General features: G+C 62.3%; 20 protein-coding genes and 1 other RNA gene. 6 read left to right on the forward strand and 15 right to left on the reverse strand.

The window, feature by feature from the left end; translation table 11 throughout:
• Positions 1-18 precede the first annotated feature (18 nt).
• Positions 19-585, forward strand: coding sequence for an alkyl hydroperoxide reductase subunit C (gene ahpC / locus PG900_RS05245; protein ID WP_011705621.1), 567 nt, complete (start codon positions 19-21; stop codon positions 583-585).
• Between the two features lie 93 nt (positions 586-678).
• Complete coding sequence (ahpF, locus tag PG900_RS05250; protein WP_270831032.1) at positions 679-2,259, forward strand: alkyl hydroperoxide reductase subunit F; 1,581 nt, start codon at positions 679-681, stop codon at positions 2,257-2,259.
• Between the two features lie 66 nt (positions 2,260-2,325).
• Here the strand turns inward: ahpF and PG900_RS05255 are convergent, their stop codons facing one another.
• Positions 2,326-3,618 carry an MFS transporter gene (locus PG900_RS05255; protein ID WP_106552268.1) on the reverse strand — a complete coding sequence of 431 codons (1,293 nt, stop codon included), beginning with the start codon at positions 3,616-3,618 and terminating at the stop codon, positions 2,326-2,328.
• A 166-nt stretch (positions 3,619-3,784) separates the two neighbouring features.
• On the opposite strand from PG900_RS05255, the gene PG900_RS05260 reads away from it, so the two are divergent.
• Complete coding sequence (locus PG900_RS05260; RefSeq protein ID WP_029301252.1) at positions 3,785-4,030, forward strand: hypothetical protein; 246 nt, start codon at positions 3,785-3,787, stop codon at positions 4,028-4,030.
• Positions 4,031-4,140: 110 nt separating this feature from the next.
• Here PG900_RS05260 and PG900_RS05265 read toward each other — a convergent pair whose 3' ends face one another.
• The 10 genes from PG900_RS05265 to PG900_RS05310 all read right to left on the reverse strand — a co-directional run bounded on the left by PG900_RS05265 (position 4,141) and on the right by PG900_RS05310 (position 15,582).
• On the reverse strand, positions 4,141-4,890 hold the full coding sequence (locus PG900_RS05265; protein WP_270801402.1) for a class I SAM-dependent methyltransferase: 750 nt from the start codon (positions 4,888-4,890) through the stop codon (positions 4,141-4,143).
• A gap of 139 nt (positions 4,891-5,029) precedes the next feature.
• Positions 5,030-5,461 carry a glutaredoxin-dependent arsenate reductase gene (gene arsC, locus PG900_RS05270; protein WP_270801400.1) on the reverse strand — a complete coding sequence of 144 codons (432 nt, stop codon included), beginning with the start codon at positions 5,459-5,461 and terminating at the stop codon, positions 5,030-5,032.
• Positions 5,458-6,534: an ACR3 family arsenite efflux transporter gene (gene arsB, locus PG900_RS05275; protein WP_270801397.1), complete on the reverse strand. Its 1,077-nt coding sequence runs from the start codon at positions 6,532-6,534 to the stop codon at positions 5,458-5,460. The genes arsC and arsB overlap by 4 nt, the downstream gene beginning before the upstream one ends.
• Positions 6,535-6,579: 45 nt before the next feature.
• A complete protein-coding gene (locus PG900_RS05280) occupies positions 6,580-6,930 on the reverse strand; it encodes an ArsR/SmtB family transcription factor (protein ID WP_017410234.1) in 351 nt (116 codons plus the stop codon).
• Positions 6,931-7,088: 158 nt separating this feature from the next.
• Positions 7,089-9,965: an aminomethyl-transferring glycine dehydrogenase gene (gene gcvP, locus PG900_RS05285; protein ID WP_270801394.1), complete on the reverse strand. Its 2,877-nt coding sequence runs from the start codon at positions 9,963-9,965 to the stop codon at positions 7,089-7,091.
• Positions 9,966-10,217: 252 nt separating this feature from the next.
• Positions 10,218-10,607, reverse strand: coding sequence for a glycine cleavage system protein GcvH (gene gcvH / locus PG900_RS05290; RefSeq protein WP_270801392.1), 390 nt, complete (start codon positions 10,605-10,607; stop codon positions 10,218-10,220).
• Positions 10,608-10,713: 106 nt separating this feature from the next.
• Positions 10,714-11,811: a glycine cleavage system aminomethyltransferase GcvT gene (gene gcvT / locus PG900_RS05295; protein WP_016350379.1), complete on the reverse strand. Its 1,098-nt coding sequence runs from the start codon at positions 11,809-11,811 to the stop codon at positions 10,714-10,716.
• A gap of 476 nt (positions 11,812-12,287) precedes the next feature.
• Positions 12,288-13,523 (reverse strand): FAD-dependent 2-octaprenylphenol hydroxylase, encoded by a 1,236-nt coding sequence (locus PG900_RS05300; RefSeq protein ID WP_270801391.1) that lies wholly within the window; start codon positions 13,521-13,523, stop codon positions 12,288-12,290.
• Between the two features lie 88 nt (positions 13,524-13,611).
• Positions 13,612-14,829, reverse strand: coding sequence for a 2-octaprenyl-6-methoxyphenyl hydroxylase (ubiH, locus tag PG900_RS05305; protein ID WP_270831033.1), 1,218 nt, complete (start codon positions 14,827-14,829; stop codon positions 13,612-13,614).
• Positions 14,830-15,012: 183 nt separating this feature from the next.
• Positions 15,013-15,582 carry a UPF0149 family protein gene (locus PG900_RS05310; RefSeq protein ID WP_011705605.1) on the reverse strand — a complete coding sequence of 190 codons (570 nt, stop codon included), beginning with the start codon at positions 15,580-15,582 and terminating at the stop codon, positions 15,013-15,015.
• Between the two features lie 173 nt (positions 15,583-15,755).
• Between PG900_RS05310 and zapA the strand changes: the two genes are divergently transcribed.
• Complete coding sequence (zapA, locus tag PG900_RS05315; protein WP_016350376.1) at positions 15,756-16,088, forward strand: cell division protein ZapA; 333 nt, start codon at positions 15,756-15,758, stop codon at positions 16,086-16,088.
• Positions 16,089-16,104: 16 nt separating this feature from the next.
• Positions 16,105-16,287, forward strand: a non-coding RNA gene (gene ssrS, locus PG900_RS05320) — 6S RNA.
• Positions 16,288-16,452: 165 nt separating this feature from the next.
• On the opposite strand, the gene emrD is transcribed toward ssrS, so the two are convergent.
• The 3 genes from emrD to PG900_RS05335 all read right to left on the reverse strand — a co-directional run bounded on the left by emrD (position 16,453) and on the right by PG900_RS05335 (position 19,211).
• The gene (gene emrD / locus PG900_RS05325; RefSeq protein ID WP_270801387.1) at positions 16,453-17,652 is read right to left on the reverse strand and encodes a multidrug efflux MFS transporter EmrD; all 1,200 of its coding nucleotides are present in this window, start codon (positions 17,650-17,652) and stop codon (positions 16,453-16,455) included.
• Between the two features lie 250 nt (positions 17,653-17,902).
• Entirely contained in the window at positions 17,903-18,565 is a 663-nt protein-coding gene (locus tag PG900_RS05330) for a glutathione S-transferase family protein (protein WP_029301260.1), read from the reverse strand.
• 190 nt (positions 18,566-18,755) lie between these two features.
• The gene (locus PG900_RS05335) at positions 18,756-19,211 is read right to left on the reverse strand and encodes a hypothetical protein (protein WP_270697690.1); all 456 of its coding nucleotides are present in this window, start codon (positions 19,209-19,211) and stop codon (positions 18,756-18,758) included.
• A gap of 201 nt (positions 19,212-19,412) precedes the next feature.
• On the opposite strand from PG900_RS05335, the gene suhB reads away from it, so the two are divergent.
• Positions 19,413-20,216, forward strand: a complete 804-nt coding sequence (suhB, locus tag PG900_RS05340) for an inositol-1-monophosphatase (RefSeq protein WP_166464384.1) — start codon at positions 19,413-19,415, stop codon at positions 20,214-20,216.
• A 458-nt stretch (positions 20,217-20,674) separates the two neighbouring features.
• On the opposite strand, the gene PG900_RS05345 is transcribed toward suhB, so the two are convergent.
• The gene (locus PG900_RS05345) at positions 20,675-22,306 is read right to left on the reverse strand and encodes a methyl-accepting chemotaxis protein (protein ID WP_024946106.1); all 1,632 of its coding nucleotides are present in this window, start codon (positions 22,304-22,306) and stop codon (positions 20,675-20,677) included.
• Positions 22,307-22,376: the final 70 nt, after the last annotated feature.

Below are 22,376 nucleotides of genomic sequence, written 5' to 3' on the forward strand. Positions count from 1 at the left end.
TCACCAAGGAGCAAATACATGTCTACCTACATCAACACTGAAATCAAGCCGTTCAACGCCACCGCCTACCACAATGGCAAATTCGTTCAGGTGTCTGACGCTGACCTGAAAGGCAAGTGGTCCGTGGTGTTCTTCTACCCGGCTGACTTCACCTTCGTCTGCCCGACCGAGCTGGGCGACCTGGCCGACAACTACGCCGAATTCCAGAAGCTGGGCGTCGAGATCTACTCCGTCTCCACCGACACCCACTTCACCCACAAGGCCTGGCACGACACTTCTGACACCATCCAGAAGATCCAGTACCCGATGATCGGCGACCCGACCGGCACCATCACCCGCAACTTCGGCGTGATGATCGAAGAAGCCGGTCTGGCTGACCGCGGTACCTTCGTCATCGACCCGCAAGGCATCATCCAGATCGTTGAAATCAACGCCGGCGGTATCGGCCGTGACGCACTGGAACTGCTGCGCAAGGTCAAGGCTGCCCAGTACGTTGCCGCTCACCCGGGTGAAGTGTGCCCGGCCAAGTGGAAAGAAGGCGACGCCACCCTGGCCCCGTCCCTGGATCTGGTAGGCAAAATCTAAGCCTCCCCGCTCTGAAGACCGGCCCGTTCAAGGGCCGGTCTGCTTTCTGGCCTGACAAAACGCCGACCCGCAATCAAAAGAAGGAATTCGAAGATGTTGGATACCAACCTCAAACAACAGCTGAACACCTATCTGCAGTACATCGTCAATCCCATCGAGATCAGCGTGTCCGGCAACGACAGCGACAAATCCGCCGAACTGCTGGCATTGGCCAGCGAGATCGCCGAGATGTCCCCCAAGATTGCCATGACAGATGGCACTGCCGCTCGCAAGCCTTCCATGAGCGTCGCGCCGAAGGGCCAGGCCCCGCGCGTTCATTTTGCCGGCATCCCCATGGGTCATGAATTCACCTCCCTGGTCCTTGCCCTGCTGCAAAGCGGCGGTCACCCCTCCAAGGCCGATGCGGCCGTGCAGGAGCAGATCCGCAACCTCAAGGGCGAGTTCCATTTCGAGACTTACATTTCGCTCTCCTGCCACAACTGCCCGGATGTGGTGCAGGCGCTGAACCTGATGGCGACCCTGAATCCCGGCATCACCCACACCATGATCGACGGTGCCCTGTTCCAGGACGAGGTCAACGAGCGTCAGATCATGGCGGTACCGAATGTCTACCTGAACGGTCAGCCGTTCAGCCAGGGCCGTATCTCGCTGGAAGAGATCGTCGCCAAGCTCGACACCGGCGCAGCAGAACGCAAAGCTGAAGAGCTGAGCGCAAAAGCCCCTTACGACGTACTGGTCGTCGGTGGTGGCCCGGCTGGCGCAGCCGCCGCCATCTATGCCGCTCGCAAAGGCATTCGCACCGCCATCGTCGCCGAGCGTTTCGGTGGCCAGGTGATGGACACCGTCGGTATCGAGAACTTCATCTCCGTGCCCTACACCGAAGGCCCCAAGCTGGCCGCAAGCCTGGAGCAGCACGTCAAGCAGTACGGCGTGGAAGTGATCACCGAGCAGCGCGCCGCCGCCATCAGCAAGGATGGCTATGTCAATGTGGATCTCGCCTCTGGTGCCACCTTGAAGAGCCGTGCCGTGATCCTGGCGACCGGTGCACGCTGGCGCGACCTGAACGTGCCGGGCGAGCTCGAGTACCGCACCAAGGGCGTGGCCTACTGCCCGCACTGTGACGGCCCCTTCTTCAAGGGCAAGCGGGTCGCGGTGATCGGGGGCGGTAACTCCGGCATCGAAGCAGCCATCGACTTGGCTGGTATCGTCGAACACGTCACCGTGGTGGAGTTTGCCGACACCCTGCGTGCCGACGAGGTGCTGCAGAAGAAAGCCCGCTCCATGGGCAACATCGACATCATCATGAGCGCCCGCACTACCGAAGTGATCGGTGATGGCAGCAAGGTGGTGGGCATGGATTACGAAGATCGCACCACAGGCGAGATCAAGCATCTGGCGGTGGCGGGTATCTTCGTCCAGATCGGTCTGGTGCCGAACACCGAGTTCCTGAAAGGGAGCGACGTGGCCCTGACCCGCTTTGGCGAGATCGAGATCGACACCAAGGGCGCCACCTCCCTGCCCGGCGTCTACGCCGCAGGGGACGCTACCACGGTGCCGTTCAAGCAGATCATCATCTCCATGGGCGCCGGGGCGACCGCCGCACTGGGGGCGTTTGATTACCTCATTCGCAATCCGGCGCCGGAAGCGACCAAAGCTGACGCCGTCACCGCCTGATAGCGACCAGATAAACAAAAAGCCGACTCAGTGAGTCGGCTTTTTTTGTTGCTACTAACCCGCGACTCAGCCGGCCTTCGTCTGCTGACCCTCCTCCGATCCGGGTATGGCATAGCTGGCGGGTACCGCCTCCCCAGCCAGATCCGTTCTCGGCTCCAGCTCCGCCGTCATGGGGGTATTGGGCGGCACCGGGATGAACACCTGGTGATCGGCCAGCGGAATGGGCGCTCGTTGCCGCTTGCGCCAGCCGAGATACCCCGCCAGCAGCAGGCCACAGAGAGCGAAGTAGACGAATAGCCCCTCTGGCCCGAACTGCGCCATGACAAAAGGCGCCAGCAACGGCCCGGTCATGGCGCCCAAGCTATAGGCGAGCAGCAACCCCTGATTGGCCCCCAGCACCTGATCCGGGCGCAGCTCGTCGCAGGCGTGGCTGAGGCTCAAGGGGTAGATAGAGAACGCCATGCCGCCCAGCAGGAACACCAGGCCACCCATCAGCGGCTCGCGCCAGCCGGCGGGCAGCAGCACCATCAACAGGGCCAGCAGCGCCAGCACGGCGCCGAGCAGCAGGATCACCAGCCGCCTGTCGTAGCGATCGGAGAGACGACCGATGGGGTACTGCAGGCACATGCCCCCCAGGATCACCAGCGCCATCATGTCCGCCACCTTGGAGAGCGACGAACCGCTGTCGGTAAAATAGAGCGGCAGCAGGCCGTAGATGGCCCCGAGGATGAGGCCAGAGGTAAAGCTACTGCCCATCCCCGCCGGGGTGAGGCGCACCAGCTCCAGCACGCCGACCGACTGGGGCGCTACCATGGCCGGGGTCGCTACCCGGGAAACCGCCAGCGGGATCACCGACAGGGTCGCCGCCATGGCGCACAGGGCGAACGGAGTCAGCACCATGGGATCCACCCACTTGAGCAGCAACTGCCCCATGGCCAGGGAGCCGTAGAGCAGGATCATGTAGAGGGACATCAGCCGGCCCCGGTTGGCCGGCGTGCTGGAGACCAGCATCCAGGACTCCAGCACCACGAACAGACCGCCGGTGGCAAAGCCCCCCACCAGCCGCAGCACTGCCCAGCTCAGCGGCTCCACCACCATGCCGTGCAGCAGAAACAGAAAGCAGAGCAGGGAGGCGTAGGCCGCATAGGCCCGGATGTGACCGACCCGGATGATGAGGCGGGCATTGACGAAGGCCCCCAGCACCAGACCGCCGAAGTAGGCGGCCGATACCAGGCCGATGGCCTGGGCCGATACCTGCTCGGCAGACAGGCGCACTGTCAGCAGGGTGTTGAACATGCCGTGGCCCAGAATGAAGATCACCAGACTGGTCAGGGGTGAGAGGAACCTTGCGAGTGTCATGGGGTCTCCCTGATTGGCTCAATCGTGAGCAAAACAACCATGGTACCGTCAGCTTCCCGCCCACTTCAACCCGAGCGCCCCGCCAGGGCGCGGACTGCGGGCTATGCTTGCTGGGTATCCCATGATGGAGCGTCCCATCATGGTCATCACAGTGGAGACAGCCGACATGAAACCAGCCCTGCTTTTGGCCAGCCTGCTCTTTACCGGCAGCGCCCTCGCCTTTCACTGCCCCGCCGACATGAAGAAGATCGATGATGCCCTCGCCGCCAAACCCGCCCTCAGCGCCGACAAGCTGGCCGAGGTGAAGAAGCTGCGCGCCGAGGGGGAAGTCCTGCACAAGGCAGGCAAGCATCAGGAGTCCGTCGATACCCTGGCCAAGGCGATGGCCATGCTGGGGTTGAACAAGAGTTAGCGCAGGCACCACAGCCCACCGCTGCGAACAGGATCAGCCATGCCCTTGCGGGCCCTCGCCACCGGTGGCAAGGGCCCGCTGTTTATCTGGGCCCCTGCTACACCCAGCCGCTACACCCGGCCGCTGTAGAGCAAGGTGTCGTAGTTGAAGGCAATCACGCCATCGACCGCATGGCGGGCAAATTCCCGGGCGATCAGCGCCGTCAGCTCGGCATGGGCTTGCGAGCCGGCCACCGGGGCATAGGAAGAGGAGTTGAGCCGCCCCAGCACCCCGTCGAGATCGAACAGCTGGCGGTTGGCGAAACGATCGAGCCGGTACTCCCCCTCGAAGAAGGCCTGAAAATCCACTTCACCCAGATTGCGGTGATTGACCTCCTCGTAGTCCCCCGAATAGGTGCGCAGCCCCGCCTCATAAGCCTTGAGAAATGGGGTGTCGGTCAGCCGGTCGTTCCAGATGAGGGCAACCCGGCCACCGGGTCTGAGCAGCCGCCGGCACTCCTGCTTGAAGGCGGCGCGATCAAACCAGTGAAACGCCTGCGCCACCGTCACCAGATCCACCGCCCTGTCCGCCAGACCGGTGGCTTCGGCACTGCCATCCCGCCATTCGATATTGGCCACTGCCTGCAGCTGGTGCCGGGCCGCCCCGCGCATATCCGCGTTTGGCTCGACCGCCCAGACCCGCGCCACCCGGGGGGCCAGCAGCGCAGTCAGGATGCCGGTGCCGGCCCCGATGTCGGCCACCCGGGCAGATGGCCCCATGGCCAACTCGCTGGTCAGAAAATCGAGCATGGCGGCAGGATAACTTGGCCGATATTTCACATAGGCCTCGACCCGGGTCGAGAATCGCTGGGTACTGTCCATTGCCACTCCTTGTGCTGGATCTGTGCGGGATCAGGGCCGAGTCAATCGCCCCGCCCCTCATCCTGCCCCGAACGCAACCGGCAAGGCAATCGCCCCGTCATGGCGATCCAACATCATCGCCACGCACCTGAGTGCCGGGTCAGCCGATGCGCCTGCCTTGTGCATCCACCACCTGCTCCCCATCTTCCTTGCTGAAGGCCCCTTGCTGGGGGCTCGGCAGAATATCCAGCACCACTTCTGACGGGCGGCACAGCTTGGTGCCAAGCGGAGTCACCACGATGGGCCGGTTGATCAGAATGGGGTGCGCCAGCATGGCATCGACCAGTTCATCGTCGCTGAACTTGTTCTCGGCCAGTCCCAGCGCCTCATAGGGGGGCACGTTCTGGCGCAGCAAGTCGCGTACCGGCATCCCCATGGCGGCAGTCAAGGCCAGCAGGGTGTCGCGACTGGGCGGTGTCTCCAGATAGTGGATGACGGTCGGCTCAACGCCTGAGTTGCGGATAAGCTCCAGCGTATTGCGGGAAGTGCCGCAGGCAGGGTTGTGGTAGATGGTGATTTGAGCGTCATTCATGATGGGTTCTCTGGGTTGGTATAAGAGCGCTTCATGCGCAGGGCGACATTGACCAGGGCGATCAGTACGGGCACCTCCACCAACGGGCCGATCACCCCGGCAAAGGCCTGATCCGAGCTCAGCCCGAACACCGCGATGGCGACGGCGATGGCCAGCTCGAAGTTGTTGCCAGTGGCGGTAAAGGCGATGGAGGCATTCTTGTCATAGGGGATGCCCAGTTTCTTGCCAACCAGGAAGCTGGTGAAGAACATCAGCACGAAGTAGACCACCAAGGGTACAGCGACCCGCAGCACATCCATGGGCAGTTCGACGATCATCTCCCCCTTGAGGCTGAACATCAGCACGATAGTGAGCAGCAGGGCGATCAGCGTGATGGGGGAAATTGCCGGAATAAAACGCTCGGTGTACCACTTCTCCCCTTTCGCCTTGACCAGATAGTGACGACTCAAGAACCCTGCCAGGAAGGGAATGCCCAGATAGATCAGCACGCTTTGCGCGATATCCAGCATGGTGATGTCCACCGCAAAGCCCTGCAGGCCAAACAGCGGCGGCAGCACGGTAATGAACAACCAGGCCATCAGGCTGTAGGTGAGGATCTGGAATGCACTGTTGAGCGCCACTAGGCCGGCGCCGTACTCCTTGCTGCCGCCGCCGAGATCGTTCCACACCAGCACCATGGCGATGCAGCGCGCCAGGCCTATCAAGATGAGCCCCACCATATAGCCCGGCTGATCGTGCAAAAACACCAGCGCGATGACGAACATCAAGATGGGGCCCACCAGCCAGTTCATCACCAATGAGAGGGTGATGGCGCGGCGATCCCGGGTCATGGTTCCCATGGTGGCGTAATTCACCTTGGCCAGCGGCGGGTACATCATCAGGATAAGGCCAATGGCCAAAGGGATATTGGTAGTCCCGACCGACATCGCCTCATTCCACTCGGAGACCTGGGGAAACAAATAGCCAATCCCAACCCCGATGGCCATGGCGACGAAGATCCAGAGGGTCAGATTACGGTCTAGAAAACGCATTTTTTTGCTGACGGGCAGATCGCAGCAGGCATTGGTACTCATGAAAAGACTCCCAGAAGGGTAACGAATGGCGGGCAGACAGAGCCCTTACTCTTTATCACAACAGGCAGGCGCACAGAGGGACTCGCCCCCTGCCACCCCGCAGGCCTCTGGATGACCGGCGCAGCACTCCTCGGTGAGGTAACCGATAAGATCCAGCATCAGGGGGATGTTGGCGCGATAGCGCAAGAAACGCCCCTCTTGCTCCACCGAGAGCAGGCCCGCGTGCAACATGGCCTTGAGGTGAAACGAGAGGGTATTCGGGGCGATGTCGAGCTCGCTGGCAAGCTGGCCGGCCACCATGCCTTCCAGACCTGCCTTGACCAGCAGGCGCCACACATCGAGACGAATGCCGGATGCGAGGGACTCAAACACCTTGGTAGCGATCGCTTTGTTCATGCAAACCTCCGTCTATCTTTGCATGAATTCAACTATACAAGAAACATTGAAATGATCAAACTCCCCCGCCATTTCAGCGCCATCGTCCCCGCCAATAAAAAGGGCCTTGCACATGCAAGGCCCTTGGTCTCTCTGTTCGGGTCGAAGCAACGCTGCCCTTACTTGGCGTAATCCTCGGTCGGGATGCAGGAGCAGAACAGGTTGCGATCGCCGTAGACGTCGTCGATGCGGTTGACCGACGGCCACAGCTTGGCAGCGCGCACGGCCTCCGACGGGAATACCGCCTCGGCGCGGCTGTAGCCACGGGACCACTCAGCGTCCATCACGTCATCCTGGGTGTGCGGCGCATGGACCAGCGGGTTGTCGGTCAGGCTCCACTGCCCGTCCTGCACCTTGGCAATCTCGGCGCGAATGGCGGTCATGGCCTCGACGAAGCGGTCCAGCTCGCGCTTGGATTCCGACTCGGTCGGCTCGACCATCAGGGTGCCCGCTACCGGGAAGCTCATGGTCGGTGCGTGGAAACCGTAGTCCATCAACCGCTTGGCCACGTCCATCTCGCTGATGCCGGACGCCTCTTTGAGCGGGCGGATATCCAGGATGCACTCGTGAGCTACCCGACCGTTGCGCCCGGAGTAGAGCACGGGGAAGGACTCACCCAGCTTCTTGGCCAGGTAGTTGGCGTTGAGGATGGCCACCTGGGTGGATTTCTTCAGCCCCTCGTCTCCCAGCATGGCGATGTACATCCAGCTGATGGGCAGGATGCTGGCCGAGCCGAACGGAGCCGCCGACACGGCGCCGTTGTTGCGGCTCTCCTTGTCGGTCTTGACCACGGCGTGACCGGCCACGAACGGCGCCAGATGCTTCTTCACGCCGATGGGGCCCATGCCCGGGCCGCCACCGCCGTGAGGAATGGCGAAGGTCTTGTGCAGGTTGAGGTGAGAGACGTCCGCCCCGATAAAGCCCGGCGCAGTCAACCCGACTTGCGCGTTCATATTGGCACCGTCCAGATAGACCTGGCCACCGTGCTGGTGAACGATGTCGCACACCTCCTTGATGGTCTCCTCGTACACCCCGTGGGTGGAGGGATAGGTCACCATCAGACAGGAGAGCTGATCCCCCGCCTCGGCGGCCTTGGCGCGCAGATCGTCCAGGTCCACGTTGCCCGACTTGTCACAGGCAGTGACGATGACCCGCAGGCCCGCCATCTGGGCGGAAGCCGGGTTGGTACCGTGCGCGGACGCCGGAATGAGGCAGATGTCGCGATGCCCCTCGCCACGGGACTCGTGGTACTTCTTGATGGCGAGCAAGCCGGCGTATTCGCCCTGGGCACCGGAGTTGGGCTGCATGCAGACCGCATCGTAACCGGTCACCTTCACCAGCCAGTTTTCAAGGTCGGCCAGCAGCAGCTGATAGCCTTTGGCCTGGGCCAGCGGGGCGAACGGGTGCAGCTTACCAAACTCGGGCCAGGTCACCGGGATCATCTCGGCGGTGGCGTTAAGCTTCATGGTGCAGGAGCCCAAGGAGATCATGGCGTAGTTGAGGGCCAGATCTTTGGCTTCGAGACGGTGGATGTAGCGCAGCATCTCGGTCTCGGAGTGGTACTTGTTGAACACCTCGTGGGTCAGCACGGCGTCGGTACGCAGCAGATCCTGCGGGATGGCGTGATGGGCCTGGGCCGCCTGGTCGAGGGCCTCGATGTCCAGGCCGTGGCCTGTGCCCAGGAACAGTTCAAACAGCTCGGCCACATCGCCACGGGTGGTGGTTTCGGAGAGCGACACGCCCACCGCACCATCCAGATCCGCGCGCAGGTTGATGCCCAGCCCCTCGGCCTTGGCGATCACCGCAGCCTTGTCGGCAGTCTGCACGGTTAGGGTATCGAACCAGCTGGCATGCTTGAGGGCCACACCCTTGGCCTTGAGGCCGAGCGCCAGAATGGTGGTCAGACGGTGCACGCGGGAGGCGATGGTTTTCAGTCCCACCGGGCCGTGGTAGACGGCGTAGAAGCTCGCCATGTTGGCCAGCAGCACCTGAGCGGTACAGATGTTGGAGTTGGCCTTCTCGCGGCGGATGTGCTGCTCGCGGGTCTGCATCGCCATACGCAGGGCAGCCTTGCCACGGGCATCCTTGGAGACACCGATGATGCGGCCCGGCATGGAGCGCTTGTAGGCATCGCGAGTGGCGAAGAAGGCGGCGTGCGGGCCACCGTAGCCCATGGGCACGCCGAAGCGCTGGGCCGAGCCCAGCACCACGTCGGCTCCCAGCTCGCCCGGGGATTTGAGCAGCAGCAAGGAGAGCAGATCGGCGCTGACGCAGGCCAGCCCTTTCTGGGCCTGCACGGCGGCGATAAGCGCCCGCAGGTCTTTCACTTCACCCGTAGTGGTGGGGTACTGGAACAGGGCACCGAACACCTCTTCGGCGCAGGCCTGTGCGGCCGGACCGACGGCCACGTCAAAACCGAAGTGGACCGCCCGTTCCTTGACCACGTCGATCACCTGCGGGTGCACGTCGTCGGCCACGAAGAAGAGATTGGCTTTGGACTTGGCCATCCGCTTGGCCAGCGCCATCGCCTCGGCGGCGGCGGTCGCCTCATCCAGCAGGGAGGCACTGGCCAGATCCATGCCGGTCAAGTCCAGGGTCAGCTGCTGGAAGTTGAGCAGGGCTTCGAGACGACCCTGCGCCAGCTCGGGCTGGTACGGGGTGTAGGCGGTATACCAGCCCGGGTTTTCCAGCACGTTGCGCAAGATGACGTGGGGCACGTGGGTATCGTGATAGCCCATGCCGATGTAGCTCTTGGCGACCTTGTTCTGAGCCGCATAGCCCTTGAGCTTGGCCAGCGCTTCCACCTCGGTCATGGAGGCGCCAATGCCGAGCGGACCCGGCCGGCGAATGGCGGCGGGGACGGTCTGCTCAATCAGGTCATCCAGGCTCTCGGCGCCCACCACGGCCAGCAGGGCGCGCAGATCTTCCTCACCCGGCCCGATGTGACGGCGGATGAAATCGGTTTTTTGCTCGAGTTCAAACAGTGACTGGGTCATTTCCCTATTCCTGATAAAAAGTCCTGATAACTAAGTGCCTGACAGCCGACCTCGACCGGCGTCACTCATGTTCGGCTGGCAGGGTGGCCCCTGCCGGCACCGGATGTCGCTCATAGCGACAGGGGGCCGTCTTGCGGCTGACCGGGTTGCCGCGGGCAAACCGGTGCGGACGACTTCACCCTCGCCGGTCGGCCTCCAGGCCGACGGGCACCTATACAAGCGGGCCCTGCGCATTGGCAGGGCCCGGGGGCATTACTCTTCGTCCACCACGTTCTGGTAGCCTTCGGCATCCAGCAGGTTGGCGAGCTCGCCCGCGTCGTCCAGCTTGATGCGGAACAGCCAGCCGGCACCGTAGGGGTCGGAGTTGACCAGCTCGGGGCTGCCTTCCAGCTCTTCGTTGACGGCCAGGATCTCGCCGCTCACCGGGCTGTAGATGTCAGAGGCGGCCTTGACCGACTCGGCCACGGCGCAGTCATCACCGGCACCGACCTTTTTGCCCACTTCCGGCAGATCGACGAACACCATGTCACCCAGCAGCTCCTGGGCGTGCTCGGTGATGCCGACCACGGCCTCGCCGTTGGCTTCGACACGGATCCACTCGTGGGAGGTGGCATATTTCAGTTCGCTCGGGATATGGCTCATTTGTGCTTCCTTTATTCACTTGGATCACTTGTCCCGGCGCGTTCGACAGGCGTTGCCGGGGCAAGGGGGTCTGGCGAAGGGCAGCCCCTTCGCCGCAATAGGGTCGTTACACCAGCTTCTGGCCGTTGCGCACGAAAGCCGGCTTGGTCACTTTGACGGTGACCAGCTTCTTGCGGATCTCCACCGAGGCTTGCTCGCCGATATCACGGGGCACCCGCGCCAACGCAATACTGTACCCCAGGGTGGGCGAGAAAGAGCCGGAGGTGATCACACCTTCCCGCTCTTCTCCAGCGGCGGTGGTGAAGGTGACCGGCATGCCGCTGCGCAGTACGCCCTTCTCTTCCATCACCAGACCCACCAGCTTGGGCTGGCTGCCGGCGGCTTTCTGGGCTTCCAGCGCGGCGCGGCCGATGAACTGGCGATCGCTCGGTTCCCATGCGATGGTCCAGGCCATGTTGGCGGCAAGGGGAGAGACGGTTTCGTCCATGTCCTGGCCGTAGAGGTTCATGCCGGCCTCGAGGCGCAGGGTGTCACGGGCACCCAGGCCGCAGGGGGCCACGCCGTTGTCCAGCAGTGCCTGCCACAGATCGCACGCCTGCTCTTGCGGCACCACGATCTCGTAGCCGTCTTCACCGGTGTAGCCGGTGGTGGCGATGAAGAGCTCGCCGGCCTGCACGCCGAAGAAGGGCTTCATGCCTTCCACTGCGGCATTTTGCTCGGCGCTGAACACCTTGGCCGCCTTTGCCTTGGCGTTGGGGCCCTGCACCGCGATCATGGCGAGCTCGGGGCGCTCGGTCACGGTCACCCCGAAGTCCTGGGCGTGGTGGCGGATCCAGGCCAGATCCTTCTCGCGGGTGGCGGAGTTGACCACCAGGCGGTAGAAGGTCTCGCCAAGGTAATAGGTGATGAGGTCATCGATCACACCGCCTTCCGGAGTCAGCATGCCGCTGTAGAGGGCCTTGCCGAAGACGGTGAGCTTGGCCACGTCGTTGGCCAGCAGGTGTTGCAGGAAGGCTTTGACCCGCTCGCCGGTCAAATCGACGATGGTCATGTGGGAGACGTCGAACATGCCGGCATCGGTGCGCACCTGATGGTGCTCTTCCAGCTGTGAGCCGTAGTTGATGGGCATTTCCCAACCGTGGAAGTCCACCATCTTGGCGCCGGCTTCCAGGTGCTTGGGATGCAGTACTGTAGTCTGGATCATCGCTGTGTTTCCTTAAGCGTTCGCGACAACACTCACGCATCGCTCGCCCGGCAGCCACCATGGTTGTCTACCTGGGTGGCAGCAAGCGACGTGCCTGAGTCTGTGCTCGTTCCGGCCCCGCAGGGCAAGAGTGATTCCTTGAACGCAGCGGATTATAAGCCAAGCGGACGCGCATGCCGCTCAAAAAAAACTAATCCACCGCCAGTAAACAGACCCCAGACACTAAGGTAAAAACAGTGATAAAAACAGACCAAACCCGGTAATGACGATATTAAATTTCGATTTTTACCGTTTCGTCACAATTTGGAGAAAAACGTTTCGCCGAGCGCCCAGATTAAAGGCTGATGCCCAAAACGGGTCATCAGCCTCATCACATTAGTTTTGTTGTGAAAACAGCCTGGTATTATTAGATTTTTTCACCCTTGGCCAGGGCGGGCAGCTCGCCTTCCAACCCCATGGCGGCCCGGATCACCCTCTTACTTCGGCCGGGTCGGCAAATTGTTCCCCTTGGCCAAGGCCGGCAACTCACCCTCTAACCCCATGGCGGCCCGGATCACGCTTTGCTTGAGCGGCGTCAACAGATCGAAGGCGCACAGCCCGGCCCCACGCACCAGCTTCTTGAGCGGATTGGCACCGGCGAACAGCCGCTTGAGCCCCTCCATCGCCGCCAGCATGCTGGCCGCCTCGCTCTTGCGCCAGCGCTCATAGCCGCGCAGGTTGGTGAGCCGGCCGATGTCCTTGCCCGCCGCCTGATTGCGCAGGATCTGCTCGGCCAGGGCGGCGGCATCCAGCAGCCCCAGGTTGACCCCCTGCCCCGCCAGCGGGTGGATGGTGTGGGCGGCATCCCCCACCAGCACCAGCCGCTCGCGGGCAAAGTCGCGGGCATAGCGGGCGGTGAGCGGGATGGCGCTGCGCACACCTTCCACCTTGCACAGACCCAGCCGGCCGTCGAACGCGGTGGTGAGCTGGCGGTTGAACTGCTCTTCATCGCACTGACAGAGAGCCTCGGCCCGGGTCGCTGGCACCGACCAGACGATGGAGCAGAGATCCGGTTGCCACAGGGGCAGGAAGGCGAGCGGCCCCTCGGGGGTGAAGATCTGACGCGCCACCGCCTCGTGCGGCTCGGCACAACGCACCGTCGCCACCAGCGCATGGTGGCCGTAATCCCAGCTGGTGAGCGGGATGTCGGCCTGCCGGCGCACCCAGGAGTGAGCGCCATCAGCCGCCACCACCAGCTTGGCCGACAGCGCGCGGCCATCTTCCAGCAACAGCAGGGAGCCCGCCTCGCCGCTTTGCAGGCTGCTCGCCCGGGCCGGGCTCAGCAGCTGGATGTTGTCGCCATCGAGGATCGCCTCCAGCAGCGCCAGCTGGATGACCCGGTTCTCGACGATGTGGCCGAGCTCGGGCTGGCGCAGGCTGGCGGCATCAAACGCGATCCGGCCAAAGCTGTCCTGCTCCCACACCTCCATCTGCCCGTAGGGCTGCAGGCGGCGGGCCTCGATCCCGCGCCAGGCGCCCACCTGCTGCAGGATGCGCTGGCTGGCGAGACTCAAGGCGCTGACCCGGTTGTCCGGCGCCTCGTCAAGCGCGGGCTCCGGCAGCTGGCCCTCGATCACGGCGACCTTGAGCGCACTTCCCTTGAGCGCGGCGGCGAGCCCCAGGCCCACCATGCCGCCCCCCACAATCACCACATCCACGTTTTGCATCTGCATCGTTTATATCCTTTCAGGGCTGATCGCCGGGATCAGCGAGGGCACGCCCGAAGGCGCACCCGTTCAATACCCATGACGTCACCTCGCCTCAGGGGCGGCACACATCGGCGACAAAGCCCAGGGTGCGGGAGGCCAGCGGCGCCTTGAGGCAGCTCAGCCGTCCCATCAGGGAGAGCGCCAGGTTGCGGCCCGCCACCAGCGGGTCATGATCATTGGAGAAGAGCTGGGCCAGCGAGGAGGTGAGCCAGACCGTCTGGGCCTGATCCCCCTTGCGCTGCTGCCAGTAGCCGCTGAGCACCTCAAAGCTGCCGATATCCTCCCCCGCCGTCAGCGCCCGGCCCACCGCCTGGGTGAGCAGGTCCAGATCGCGCATGCCTAGGTTGAAGCCCTGACCGGCGATGGGGTGCAGCAGATGGGCGGCATTGCCCACCAGCACGGTGCGCTGGGCCAGCGGGTAGTCGGCCACCGTCAACACCAGCGGATAGACGTGGCGCTGACCGGTTTGCAGGAAGCGGCCGAGACGCCAGCCGAAGGCCTGCTGCAGGCGGGCCAGAAACGCAGAGTCATCGAGCGCCATCAAGGCTGGCGCCTCATCCCGCGCCACGCTCCAGACCAGGGAGGAGAGCCCGCCCTGCATCGGCAGCAGGGCCAGTGGCCCCCCTTGGGTGAAACGCTCGAAAGCCCGTCCGGCCGGGTCTTCGGCGGTCTTGACGGTGGCGATGATGGCGCTCTGGCCGTAGTCGTGACGACTTACCGCCAGCTTGCACTGCTGGCGCACGAAGGAGTTGCCGCCATCGGCCGCCACCAGCAGGCGGGTCTGATAACGCTCGCCACCGGCCAGGGTCAGGTTAACCCCCTCCGCCAATGGCTCCACGCGCTCGAGCTGGGCCGGACACAGCATGCGGATCTGCGGGCTGGCGGCAATCGCCTGCTGCAACGCAATGCCCGCCGCCGACAGCTCGATCACCTGGCCAAGGGCTGGCAGGCCATACTCCGCCGCCGTCAAGCCGGCCTGGCCGAAGTGGCCCCGATCCGACACATGAATCTGGCTGATGGGGCTGCAATGGGGAGCAAAACGGGACCAGAGCCCGTGCCGGGCCAGCGCTTCGCAGGTGCCGGCGGAGAGCGCGATGGCGCGGGCATCGAAGCCGGGATGCACATTGAGCTCGGGGACGCTCGCCTCCAGCAGCAGGATCTGCAGGGGCTTGGGCCCTGGCAGGGCCGCGAGGGAGAGCGCCAGCACGGCGCCGCTCATTCCACCACCGACGATGGCCACATCGACGTGGTTCAGATCAGATTGAGACATGAGATGAGGGGAAAGACTGAAAACGTGGGGTCATGCTAACACAAAGCGTGGGGTCGGGATGCGAAGCTACGGGCAAAAAAGCGCAGTCCCTGTCGTCACTTGCCTCATCACGGCGGGTCGGCGTGGGCAACATCCAGATGTAAAAAGAGCGCCACCAGGCGCTCTTTTTAGGGTTCGGCCGACTCAGTGCAGGGTCGGCGGCGTGCTCGGGGCATCCGGCCGCTTGCCGAACTCCTCGAAGCTCATCATCACCCCGAGGCGCACGTGCTCGTAGAGCACCAGGAAGGAGGCTTCGTTCTCTTCATCTTCCTGATCGAACTCGGCGGAGACCTGGGTGATGCTGGCGATGTCCTGGATCATCTCCTGCAGCTCTTCGGAAGCCTTGGAGAGCTCCTGCTGCACCACGCCGAAACCGGCCAGGAAGGCCTGGGACCAATCCACCAGCGAGTCGATGCGCTCGTCGAGCGGCGCTTCGTCGCTCGGCAACAGCAGCTCGACCCCTTTCTGGGCCATCAAGCTCTCGATCACCTGGTGATAGAGATCGGTCATCACCTGGCGCACCGGGGCCGGCAGACCGAAACCGTCGTTGACCAGATCATTGAAATGGGGCAGCCAGCTCTTGTCGTCCAGTGCCACACCACCGCACACCAGACCGCAGATCACGCCATGGGCCTCTACAGCCGTCGCCATCAGCTCATGCTGCTCCATCAGGTCGGCCACGGCCGCGTATTTCAGGGGGTTCGTTTTGCTCATCGAAGATCCGCTCAAAGTTCAGGCAAATATGCAGAATTAATGGTCAGGATCCTAGCATTCTCCCCCTTCCAGAGCCAGCAAGGCCTTGAAACTTCTGCATCTGCGCTATATAGTCCCGCCCAGTTGTCCACGTGGATAAAGGCGGAAATCAGCTCCGCCGTATTGAGGAAGGCATGAGCACAGAGGCCGTAGAAATCGTCATTTTGGGACGTCCCTACAAGGTATCCTGTCCCCTGGGACAGCAGGATGCCCTGCGCCAGGCCGCCGACCAGCTGACTGATAAACTCATCGAGCTGCGTCAACGCTCCAAGGTCTCCAGCAACGAACAGCTGGCGGTGATGGCAGCGCTCAATTTTTGCCATGAGCTCTGCCTTGAAAAAGAGAAAAATCACCAATACTCTGAGACCATGGACAAGCGGATCAAGATGCTGCAACGCACTATCGAAGCGGCCTTGATCGAGCACGGACAATATGGCGAATCCAGCGACGAAGGCCTGCAGCCCTAATCGTCCACCGTTTTAAAATTCCCTGGGGTGTTTGTCAGCCGGTTCAAGTCCCCGAGCCGATATTCATACCAAACAGGGGATCTGCCTTCTGGCTATTGCGCATGCTCGGCACGACCGAGAAGCCTGCGGTCAGATCCGATCCCCGCCTTGAACCGACGGTTCAAGGGCCCAAACCGGCAACGGCATCTCCGGGGTACCAACAGCAAAAAGCCCGTCACCAACGTGACGGGCTTTTTCTTTATTTCCTGCGCCATCCCTCTCCCCTGCCGCTGCCCCCCTTCGACACTGCCCGCGGCACCAGTCACACCAGAAGCGGCCCATAAAAAACCCGCCGGCTTAGGCGGGTCTTTTCTATGCGCTCGGCTCAGACAGCCATCTGTTGATGGGGTGAGCCGTGGTGGCGCAGCCAGAGGAAACTCAGCGCCACGATCAGCACCATCAGTGTCATGATGGCCCCCAGAGTCACCTGCCCTTCCATCGGGAAGCAGGCTGCCAGCAGCGTCACGATACCGGCCCCCAGGTTCTGCATGCCGCCTAGGATGGCACCGGCGGTGCCCGCCTGACCCGGGAAGGGTTCGATGGCGCAGGAGGTAGCAGTCGGATAGAGAATGCCGCTGCCGATGAAGTAGACGGCGGCGCCACCGACCAGGGAGGCCGCACTCACGACCCCGAACAGACCCGGCAGCAGGATGATCAGCGACCCCAGCGCCAGGAAGACGATGCCAAGGCGCATCAACTTGCCCTGACTCAGGCGAAAACTGAGCTTGGCAGAGAGCCAGGCACCGAACAGATAACCGGGCAACGGCAGCACGAACAGCACGCTGACGGTGCGGGCACTCAATTTGAGCACATCGCCGAGCAGCACGCCGGCCGCCGCCTCGAACACCGCCAGACCGGCAAAGGTCGCCATCAGACAGAGCAGGTTGCCCTGAAAGCGCGGGTTGCCGAGCACGTGGCGATAGGCGGCACCGACTCGCAGCGGCTGTTGGCGCGCCGTCGCCGGCAGCGTTTCAGCAAACCAGGCCAGCAGCGCCAGAGTCGTCACCGCACCGAAGCCGAACAGGAACCAGTACCCGGCACGCCAGTTGAACAGCTCGGTCAACCAGCCGCCCAGCACCGGCGCCAGCAGCGGGGAGAAGATCACCCCCATGCTCACCAGGCTGTTGGCCCGGTTGAGCTCGGCGCCGCTGTAGCGATCGCGCATCACGGTCCGGCTCATGGCGCCGCCCGCCCCGGTGCCCAGCCCCTGGATGAAGCTGCCCACCAGCAGCGCCATGAAGCTTGGGATCAACTGAATGGTCAGGGTGCCCACCAGAAACACCATCATGCCGATCAGCAGGATGGGGCGACGGCCGATACGATCCGACAGCGGGCCGTAAACAAACTGGGAGAGCCCGTACGGGATCAGGTAACAGGCCATCACCGCCTGCAACTGGCCGGAGGCCACGTTGAAGTCCCCCGCCATCATGGGAATGGAGGGCACATACAGGGTCTGGGTCATCTGGCCCACAGCGACCATCAGAATGGTCAGAAAAAACAGCGAATAAAAACTGTGCCGATACATATCTCAGTCCCGAAAATCATCAAAAAGCTGCCGCACCCCTGGCAGAAACCTGCAGAGGGGATCCAAAAACACAGAGTCAATAAAAGGTGAAATTACAAGGCGGAGAACCCGCACCGGCCAGGAGCAGGACACTCCCTAGGCTTGCGGTGATCTTAGTGATTCAGATCACGAAAAACGAACGAATCTTTATAATCAGCTTTCCCTAGTTTTTCTAATGTGACGGGGTTTTTAGCCCCGTCAGCAATAAAAATCAACGTGTTACCATCTGCTGGGCCTGTTTGACCAGATCCTCCGGCTTCTCGTTGCGCGGCGGTATGGTGATCCCTTTCTGACAGGCGGGCTTCTCTGCCATCCGGTCCATCCAGGCTTGCAGATGAGGCAACCCCTCGATGGAGATGCCGCTCCAGTCATAAATGCGCACCCAGGGCCAGGTGGCGATGTCGGCGATGCTGTACTCGTCGGCCAGATATTCGTGATGGGCCAGGTGGCTGTCGAGCACCTCGAACAGACGGCGCCCCTCCTTCTGGTAGCGCTCGATGGCGGCCGGGATCTTCTCCGGGAAGTAGCGATAGAAGACGTTGGCCTGCCCCATCATGGGACCGACCCCGCCCATCTGGAACATCAGCCACTGGATGGCCTGGGAGCGGCGCTTGGGATCTGCCGGCAGCAACTTGCCCGCCTTCTCCGCCAGATAAAGCAGGATGGCGCCGGACTCGAACACGGCGAAGTCACCATTATCCCGATCGACGATGGCCGGGATACGGCCGTTGGGGTTGATGGCCAGAAACTCGGGCTTCTTCTGATCCAGCGCCGACAGATCGAGCGGGATCACCCGATAGGGCAAGCCCAGCTCTTCCAGGGCAATCGCCACCTTGAAGCCGTTGGGCGTAGCGGCGGTATAAAAGTCGATCATCATGAACTCCTTGTGATTCACACATTGTGCAAAGACGGCCACAGCCTCGCTCATACGAGACGACAACGGACATAGAGTGGATGCCGCACCGGCATTTGCTCCGGCGCCTGCATGGCAAAGCGGCACAATACTGGTCAGTTATGACAAATATTGTGCCGCTTGAACAGCCCTGACGCAGGGAAGGACGCGACTAGTTGCACAGCCCCATGGGTTGGCGCTGGCGCAGCAGGATCAGTCGGGACAAGAGCGGGAAGTAGGACTCCAGTTTGCTCAGCAGCACCCGGCTGCAGGCGGGATCGGCAAGCTCTGACTCTTCCAGTACGATGCCGTTCGAGACGAAGTAGAAGCGCGGGTCCCGCACGTCCGGCCCCTGAATAGTGAGAGTGGCATCGCCTTTGCGCATCAGCAGCGGCAACACCGGCAAGCCGAACGTATCGCTGTTGCGCTGCCAGGCAAATTCCGGCCAGGCCGCATCGCCATCGAGCAGCAAGATCGCCGCCTCTTCCTTGCCTGGCTGCCATTGGCAAGGCTGGGCAATACTCACCTCGTTGAAGTAGTCGCCATATCCGGTCGATGCGCGCAAAGCAACCAGCAGCCCCTGGGTAGTGATTGCCGACGGTTTTTGACTGACTAATGACAAATTCATGATCCACGTCCCTATGCTCAATGCAGCCTGTTATTCGGCTGCTGCCCATAAGACTAGACCAAAAGGAGCCTATATTGGAGCCGTCAGATCTGGCAGTCGCCAAGGCTGGGGGGATGGCGTATAACGGTTGCCATTCTCGCGAAGACTGGTATGATACCGCGTCCTTTTATTCCCCGTTCTTTAACATCCAGTGGTGAACCTATGCATCCGATGCTGAATATCGCCGTGCGCGCTGCGCGCAACGCCGGTCAAGTAGTAGTAAAAGCCTTCTCTCAACCCGAGAACATCGAGGTTATCCAGAAAGGCAGCAATGACTTCGTGACCAACGTTGACCGTGAAGCCGAAGCGGCCATCATTCACACCATCAAGAAATCTTACCCGGAACACAGCATCGTGGCTGAAGAGTCTGGTGAGATTACCGGTACCAATCCGGACTACCAATGGATCATTGACCCACTGGATGGCACGACCAACTTGGTCAAAGGCATTCCGCACTTTGCCGTCTCCATCGCCCTGCGCGTGAAGGGCAAGACTGAACAAGCCGTTGTTTACGATCCGATCCGTGACGAGCTGTTTACTGCTACCCGTGGTAGTGGTGCCCAGCTGAACGGTTATCGCATCCGTGTCGGCAAGGCCAAAGAGCTGGCCGGCACCATCCTGGCCACCGGTTTCCCGTTCAAGCAGAAGCACCACATCGAGCCGTACCTGAAGATATTCCAGAGCATGTTCATCGAGTGTGCCGACATCCGTCGTGCTGGCTCTGCGGCGCTGGATCTGGCCTACGTGGCTGCCGGTCGTGTCGACGGTTTCTGGGAAATCGGCTTGAAGCCCTGGGATACCGCAGCCGGTGAGCTGCTGGCCAAAGAGGCCGGCGCCATCGTCACCGACTTCGTCGGTGGTCACAACTACGAAAACTCCGGCAACATCGTGGTTGCCAACCCGCGCGTTCTGAAAGAGATGCTCGGCAAGATCCGTGAGAACCTGCCGGAGTCCCTGGCCAAATAAGCCAGCCTCGCGCAGCGCACGTACCACAAACCCGGCCCAGGCCGGGTTTTTTTATGGCCGTCAGCACAGAAAGCTTGCCAGTCTGCGTCCTATCCCCACACGTCATTGCCCTACCTATCCCATCGGGGTGACTGCATCCGTTGCCCAGCCAAGGCGGCCTTTGTAGATATCTCGTCAACGCGGCAAGAGGATGCTCCCCCTTCGAACCAGAACCAGCTCTGCGCCACCACCCGGCCTCCTCCCTCAGGCGGCTCTCGAACCACCCCGGCTGCTAGCTTCTGCCATCGCAGACTTGCAGCGCCGTTCACCGAACCCGTGTTGTTATCCCTTCATTGCAAACCATATGACTAGTCCAAGTAGCCGCCAGCCAATAACAAACAACCCGGCCAGAGCCGGGTTGTTTGGGTGCCTGCCAATACAGGCAGCGGTTGCTGCGCCCTCCCTGGCGCGCAGCAGCATTACGCCAGACGGAAACGACCGATGGTCTGACGCAAACCGGCGGCCAGCTGGCTCAGCTCCAGGCAGGCGCGGGCGGTATGATCGGCCCCAACGGCGACCTCGTTGGAGGATTCGTTGATCCGCTCCACGTTGCGACCCAGCTCATCGGAGACCGCATCCTGCTCGCCACAGGCGCTGGCGATCTGAATGGCCATGTCGGCGATCTGGGCCACCGCTTCTTCAATCTGCTGGATGCCATTGCTGGTCTGCTCGCTCTGCTCCACGCACTGGCGGATCATCTCGCAGCTCTGGCCGGTCACTTCTTTGGCCTGGTTGGCACGTGCCTGCAGGGTTTCGATGATGGCAACGATCTCACCGGTGGAAGCCTGGGTGCGGCCCGCCAGGGTGCGTACCTCATCTGCCACCACCGCGAAGCCGCGCCCCTGCTCGCCAGCGCGGGCAGCCTCGATGGCGGCATTGAGTGCCAGCAGGTTGGTCTGGTCGGCGATGCCGCGGATCACGTCAACTACCACGTTGATCTGGGCGGATTCACGCTCCAGCTCGGTGACCAGGGTGCCCGCCTGTTCAATCTCCTCGGCAACCCGGGTAATGGACATCAGCGAGCTCTGCACATCCTGATTGCCACGGCGTGCCAAGGCATTGGCGGAGCTGGCCGACTCGGACGCGGTCTCGGTGTTGCCTGCCACATCGGCCACGGTGGCCTTCATCTGGGCCATGGCGGTGGCGACCAGCGAGATCTCCTGCTGCTGGCTCTGGATCCCCTGTGCCGACTGCTCGGAGACGGCGCTCACCTCTTCAATGGCGGCACCCAGCTGAGTCACAGCCGCGACTACCTCTTCAATCAGGCCACGCAGGTTGTCCTGCATCTTGAGGGAAGCCTTGGCCAGCATGCCCAGCTCGTCGCGACCGATGTGCTGGCGGTCCAGCTGATGGGTCAGATCGCCGGCGGCGATGGCGTTGGCCTGCGCCACCACGGCCTGCAACGGCACGCAGATCTGGCGGGTCAGGAACCAGGTCATGGCCACCATGAACAGCAGCAGGCTGCCGATGCTCACCATGGCAAAACTGGTCACCATGTTGACGCTGCCAAGTAGGCTGCCACGGTTCTCTTTCACAAAGCCGAGGTTCACTTCCACCAGACCGTTGACCGCCTGCTCCAGCTCGCCATAAATGGGGTTGGACTGGAACAGCTGATCCTTGGCCTGGGCCAGCTGACCCTGCACCAGCAGTTGATCCACCAGATTGACCGAGTTCAGATAGCGTTGCCACTCCTGTTTGGCGCGGTTGAACACCTGGCGCTCATGGTCGGCACCGACCGTGGCCTCATAGGCACGAAAGGCCTGCTCGACTTTCTGGACGCTAGCCTGGATCCGGCCGCGGCGCGCCTGCAGATCGCTGGCGTCATCCACCATCAGCAGGGCAAACTGGGCACGGCGCACGTAGGATACGTCGTAGAGCAGGTTCTCGACCGAGAGTACGCTCGGCAGGGTGGAATCGGTAAAATTCAGCACGCGATCGCGCACGCCACGCAGCTCGCTGGAGAGAAAAATACCGAATATCACGTTGACGGCCGCAATGACCGCAAAGACCACGGCAATCTTTTTGCCGATAGACAGATTTTTGTAAAACATGGTGGCTGGTGATCCTCGACTGCTGACAAGCAGGTGCACAGTGGCGATCACATCCGTATGAACTGGTAAC

Origin of the sequence: Aeromonas sp. QDB03, assembly GCF_027707985.1 — a bacterium.
Taxonomy (GTDB): domain Bacteria; phylum Pseudomonadota; class Gammaproteobacteria; order Enterobacterales; family Aeromonadaceae; genus Aeromonas; species Aeromonas hydrophila.

Excerpts from the sequence above, each read along its gene's own strand:
- ahpC (WP_011705621.1), top strand. The coding sequence starts at position 19 with ATGTCTACCTACATCAACACTGAAATCAAGCCGTTCAACGCCACCGCC.
- ahpF (WP_270831032.1), top strand. The coding sequence starts at position 679 with ATGTTGGATACCAACCTCAAACAACAGCTGAACACCTATCTGCAGTAC.
- PG900_RS05255 (WP_106552268.1), bottom strand. The coding sequence starts at position 3,618 with ATGACACTCGCAAGGTTCCTCTCACCCCTGACCAGTCTGGTGATCTTC.
- PG900_RS05260 (WP_029301252.1), top strand. The coding sequence starts at position 3,785 with ATGAAACCAGCCCTGCTTTTGGCCAGCCTGCTCTTTACCGGCAGCGCC.
- PG900_RS05265 (WP_270801402.1), bottom strand. The coding sequence starts at position 4,890 with ATGGACAGTACCCAGCGATTCTCGACCCGGGTCGAGGCCTATGTGAAA.
- arsC (WP_270801400.1), bottom strand. The coding sequence starts at position 5,461 with ATGAATGACGCTCAAATCACCATCTACCACAACCCTGCCTGCGGCACT.
- arsB (WP_270801397.1), bottom strand. The coding sequence starts at position 6,534 with ATGAGTACCAATGCCTGCTGCGATCTGCCCGTCAGCAAAAAAATGCGT.
- PG900_RS05280 (WP_017410234.1), bottom strand. The coding sequence starts at position 6,930 with ATGAACAAAGCGATCGCTACCAAGGTGTTTGAGTCCCTCGCATCCGGC.
- gcvP (WP_270801394.1), bottom strand. The coding sequence starts at position 9,965 with ATGACCCAGTCACTGTTTGAACTCGAGCAAAAAACCGATTTCATCCGC.
- gcvH (WP_270801392.1), bottom strand. The coding sequence starts at position 10,607 with ATGAGCCATATCCCGAGCGAACTGAAATATGCCACCTCCCACGAGTGG.
- gcvT (WP_016350379.1), bottom strand. The coding sequence starts at position 11,811 with ATGATCCAGACTACAGTACTGCATCCCAAGCACCTGGAAGCCGGCGCC.
- PG900_RS05300 (WP_270801391.1), bottom strand. The coding sequence starts at position 13,523 with ATGCAGATGCAAAACGTGGATGTGGTGATTGTGGGGGGCGGCATGGTG.
- ubiH (WP_270831033.1), bottom strand. The coding sequence starts at position 14,829 with ATGTCTCAATCTGATCTGAACCACGTCGATGTGGCCATCGTCGGTGGT.
- PG900_RS05310 (WP_011705605.1), bottom strand. The coding sequence starts at position 15,582 with ATGAGCAAAACGAACCCCCTGAAATACGCGGCCGTGGCCGACCTGATG.
- zapA (WP_016350376.1), top strand. The coding sequence starts at position 15,756 with ATGAGCACAGAGGCCGTAGAAATCGTCATTTTGGGACGTCCCTACAAG.
- emrD (WP_270801387.1), bottom strand. The coding sequence starts at position 17,652 with ATGTATCGGCACAGTTTTTATTCGCTGTTTTTTCTGACCATTCTGATG.
- PG900_RS05330 (WP_029301260.1), bottom strand. The coding sequence starts at position 18,565 with ATGATCGACTTTTATACCGCCGCTACGCCCAACGGCTTCAAGGTGGCG.
- PG900_RS05335 (WP_270697690.1), bottom strand. The coding sequence starts at position 19,211 with ATGAATTTGTCATTAGTCAGTCAAAAACCGTCGGCAATCACTACCCAG.
- suhB (WP_166464384.1), top strand. The coding sequence starts at position 19,413 with ATGCATCCGATGCTGAATATCGCCGTGCGCGCTGCGCGCAACGCCGGT.
- PG900_RS05345 (WP_024946106.1), bottom strand. The coding sequence starts at position 22,306 with ATGTTTTACAAAAATCTGTCTATCGGCAAAAAGATTGCCGTGGTCTTT.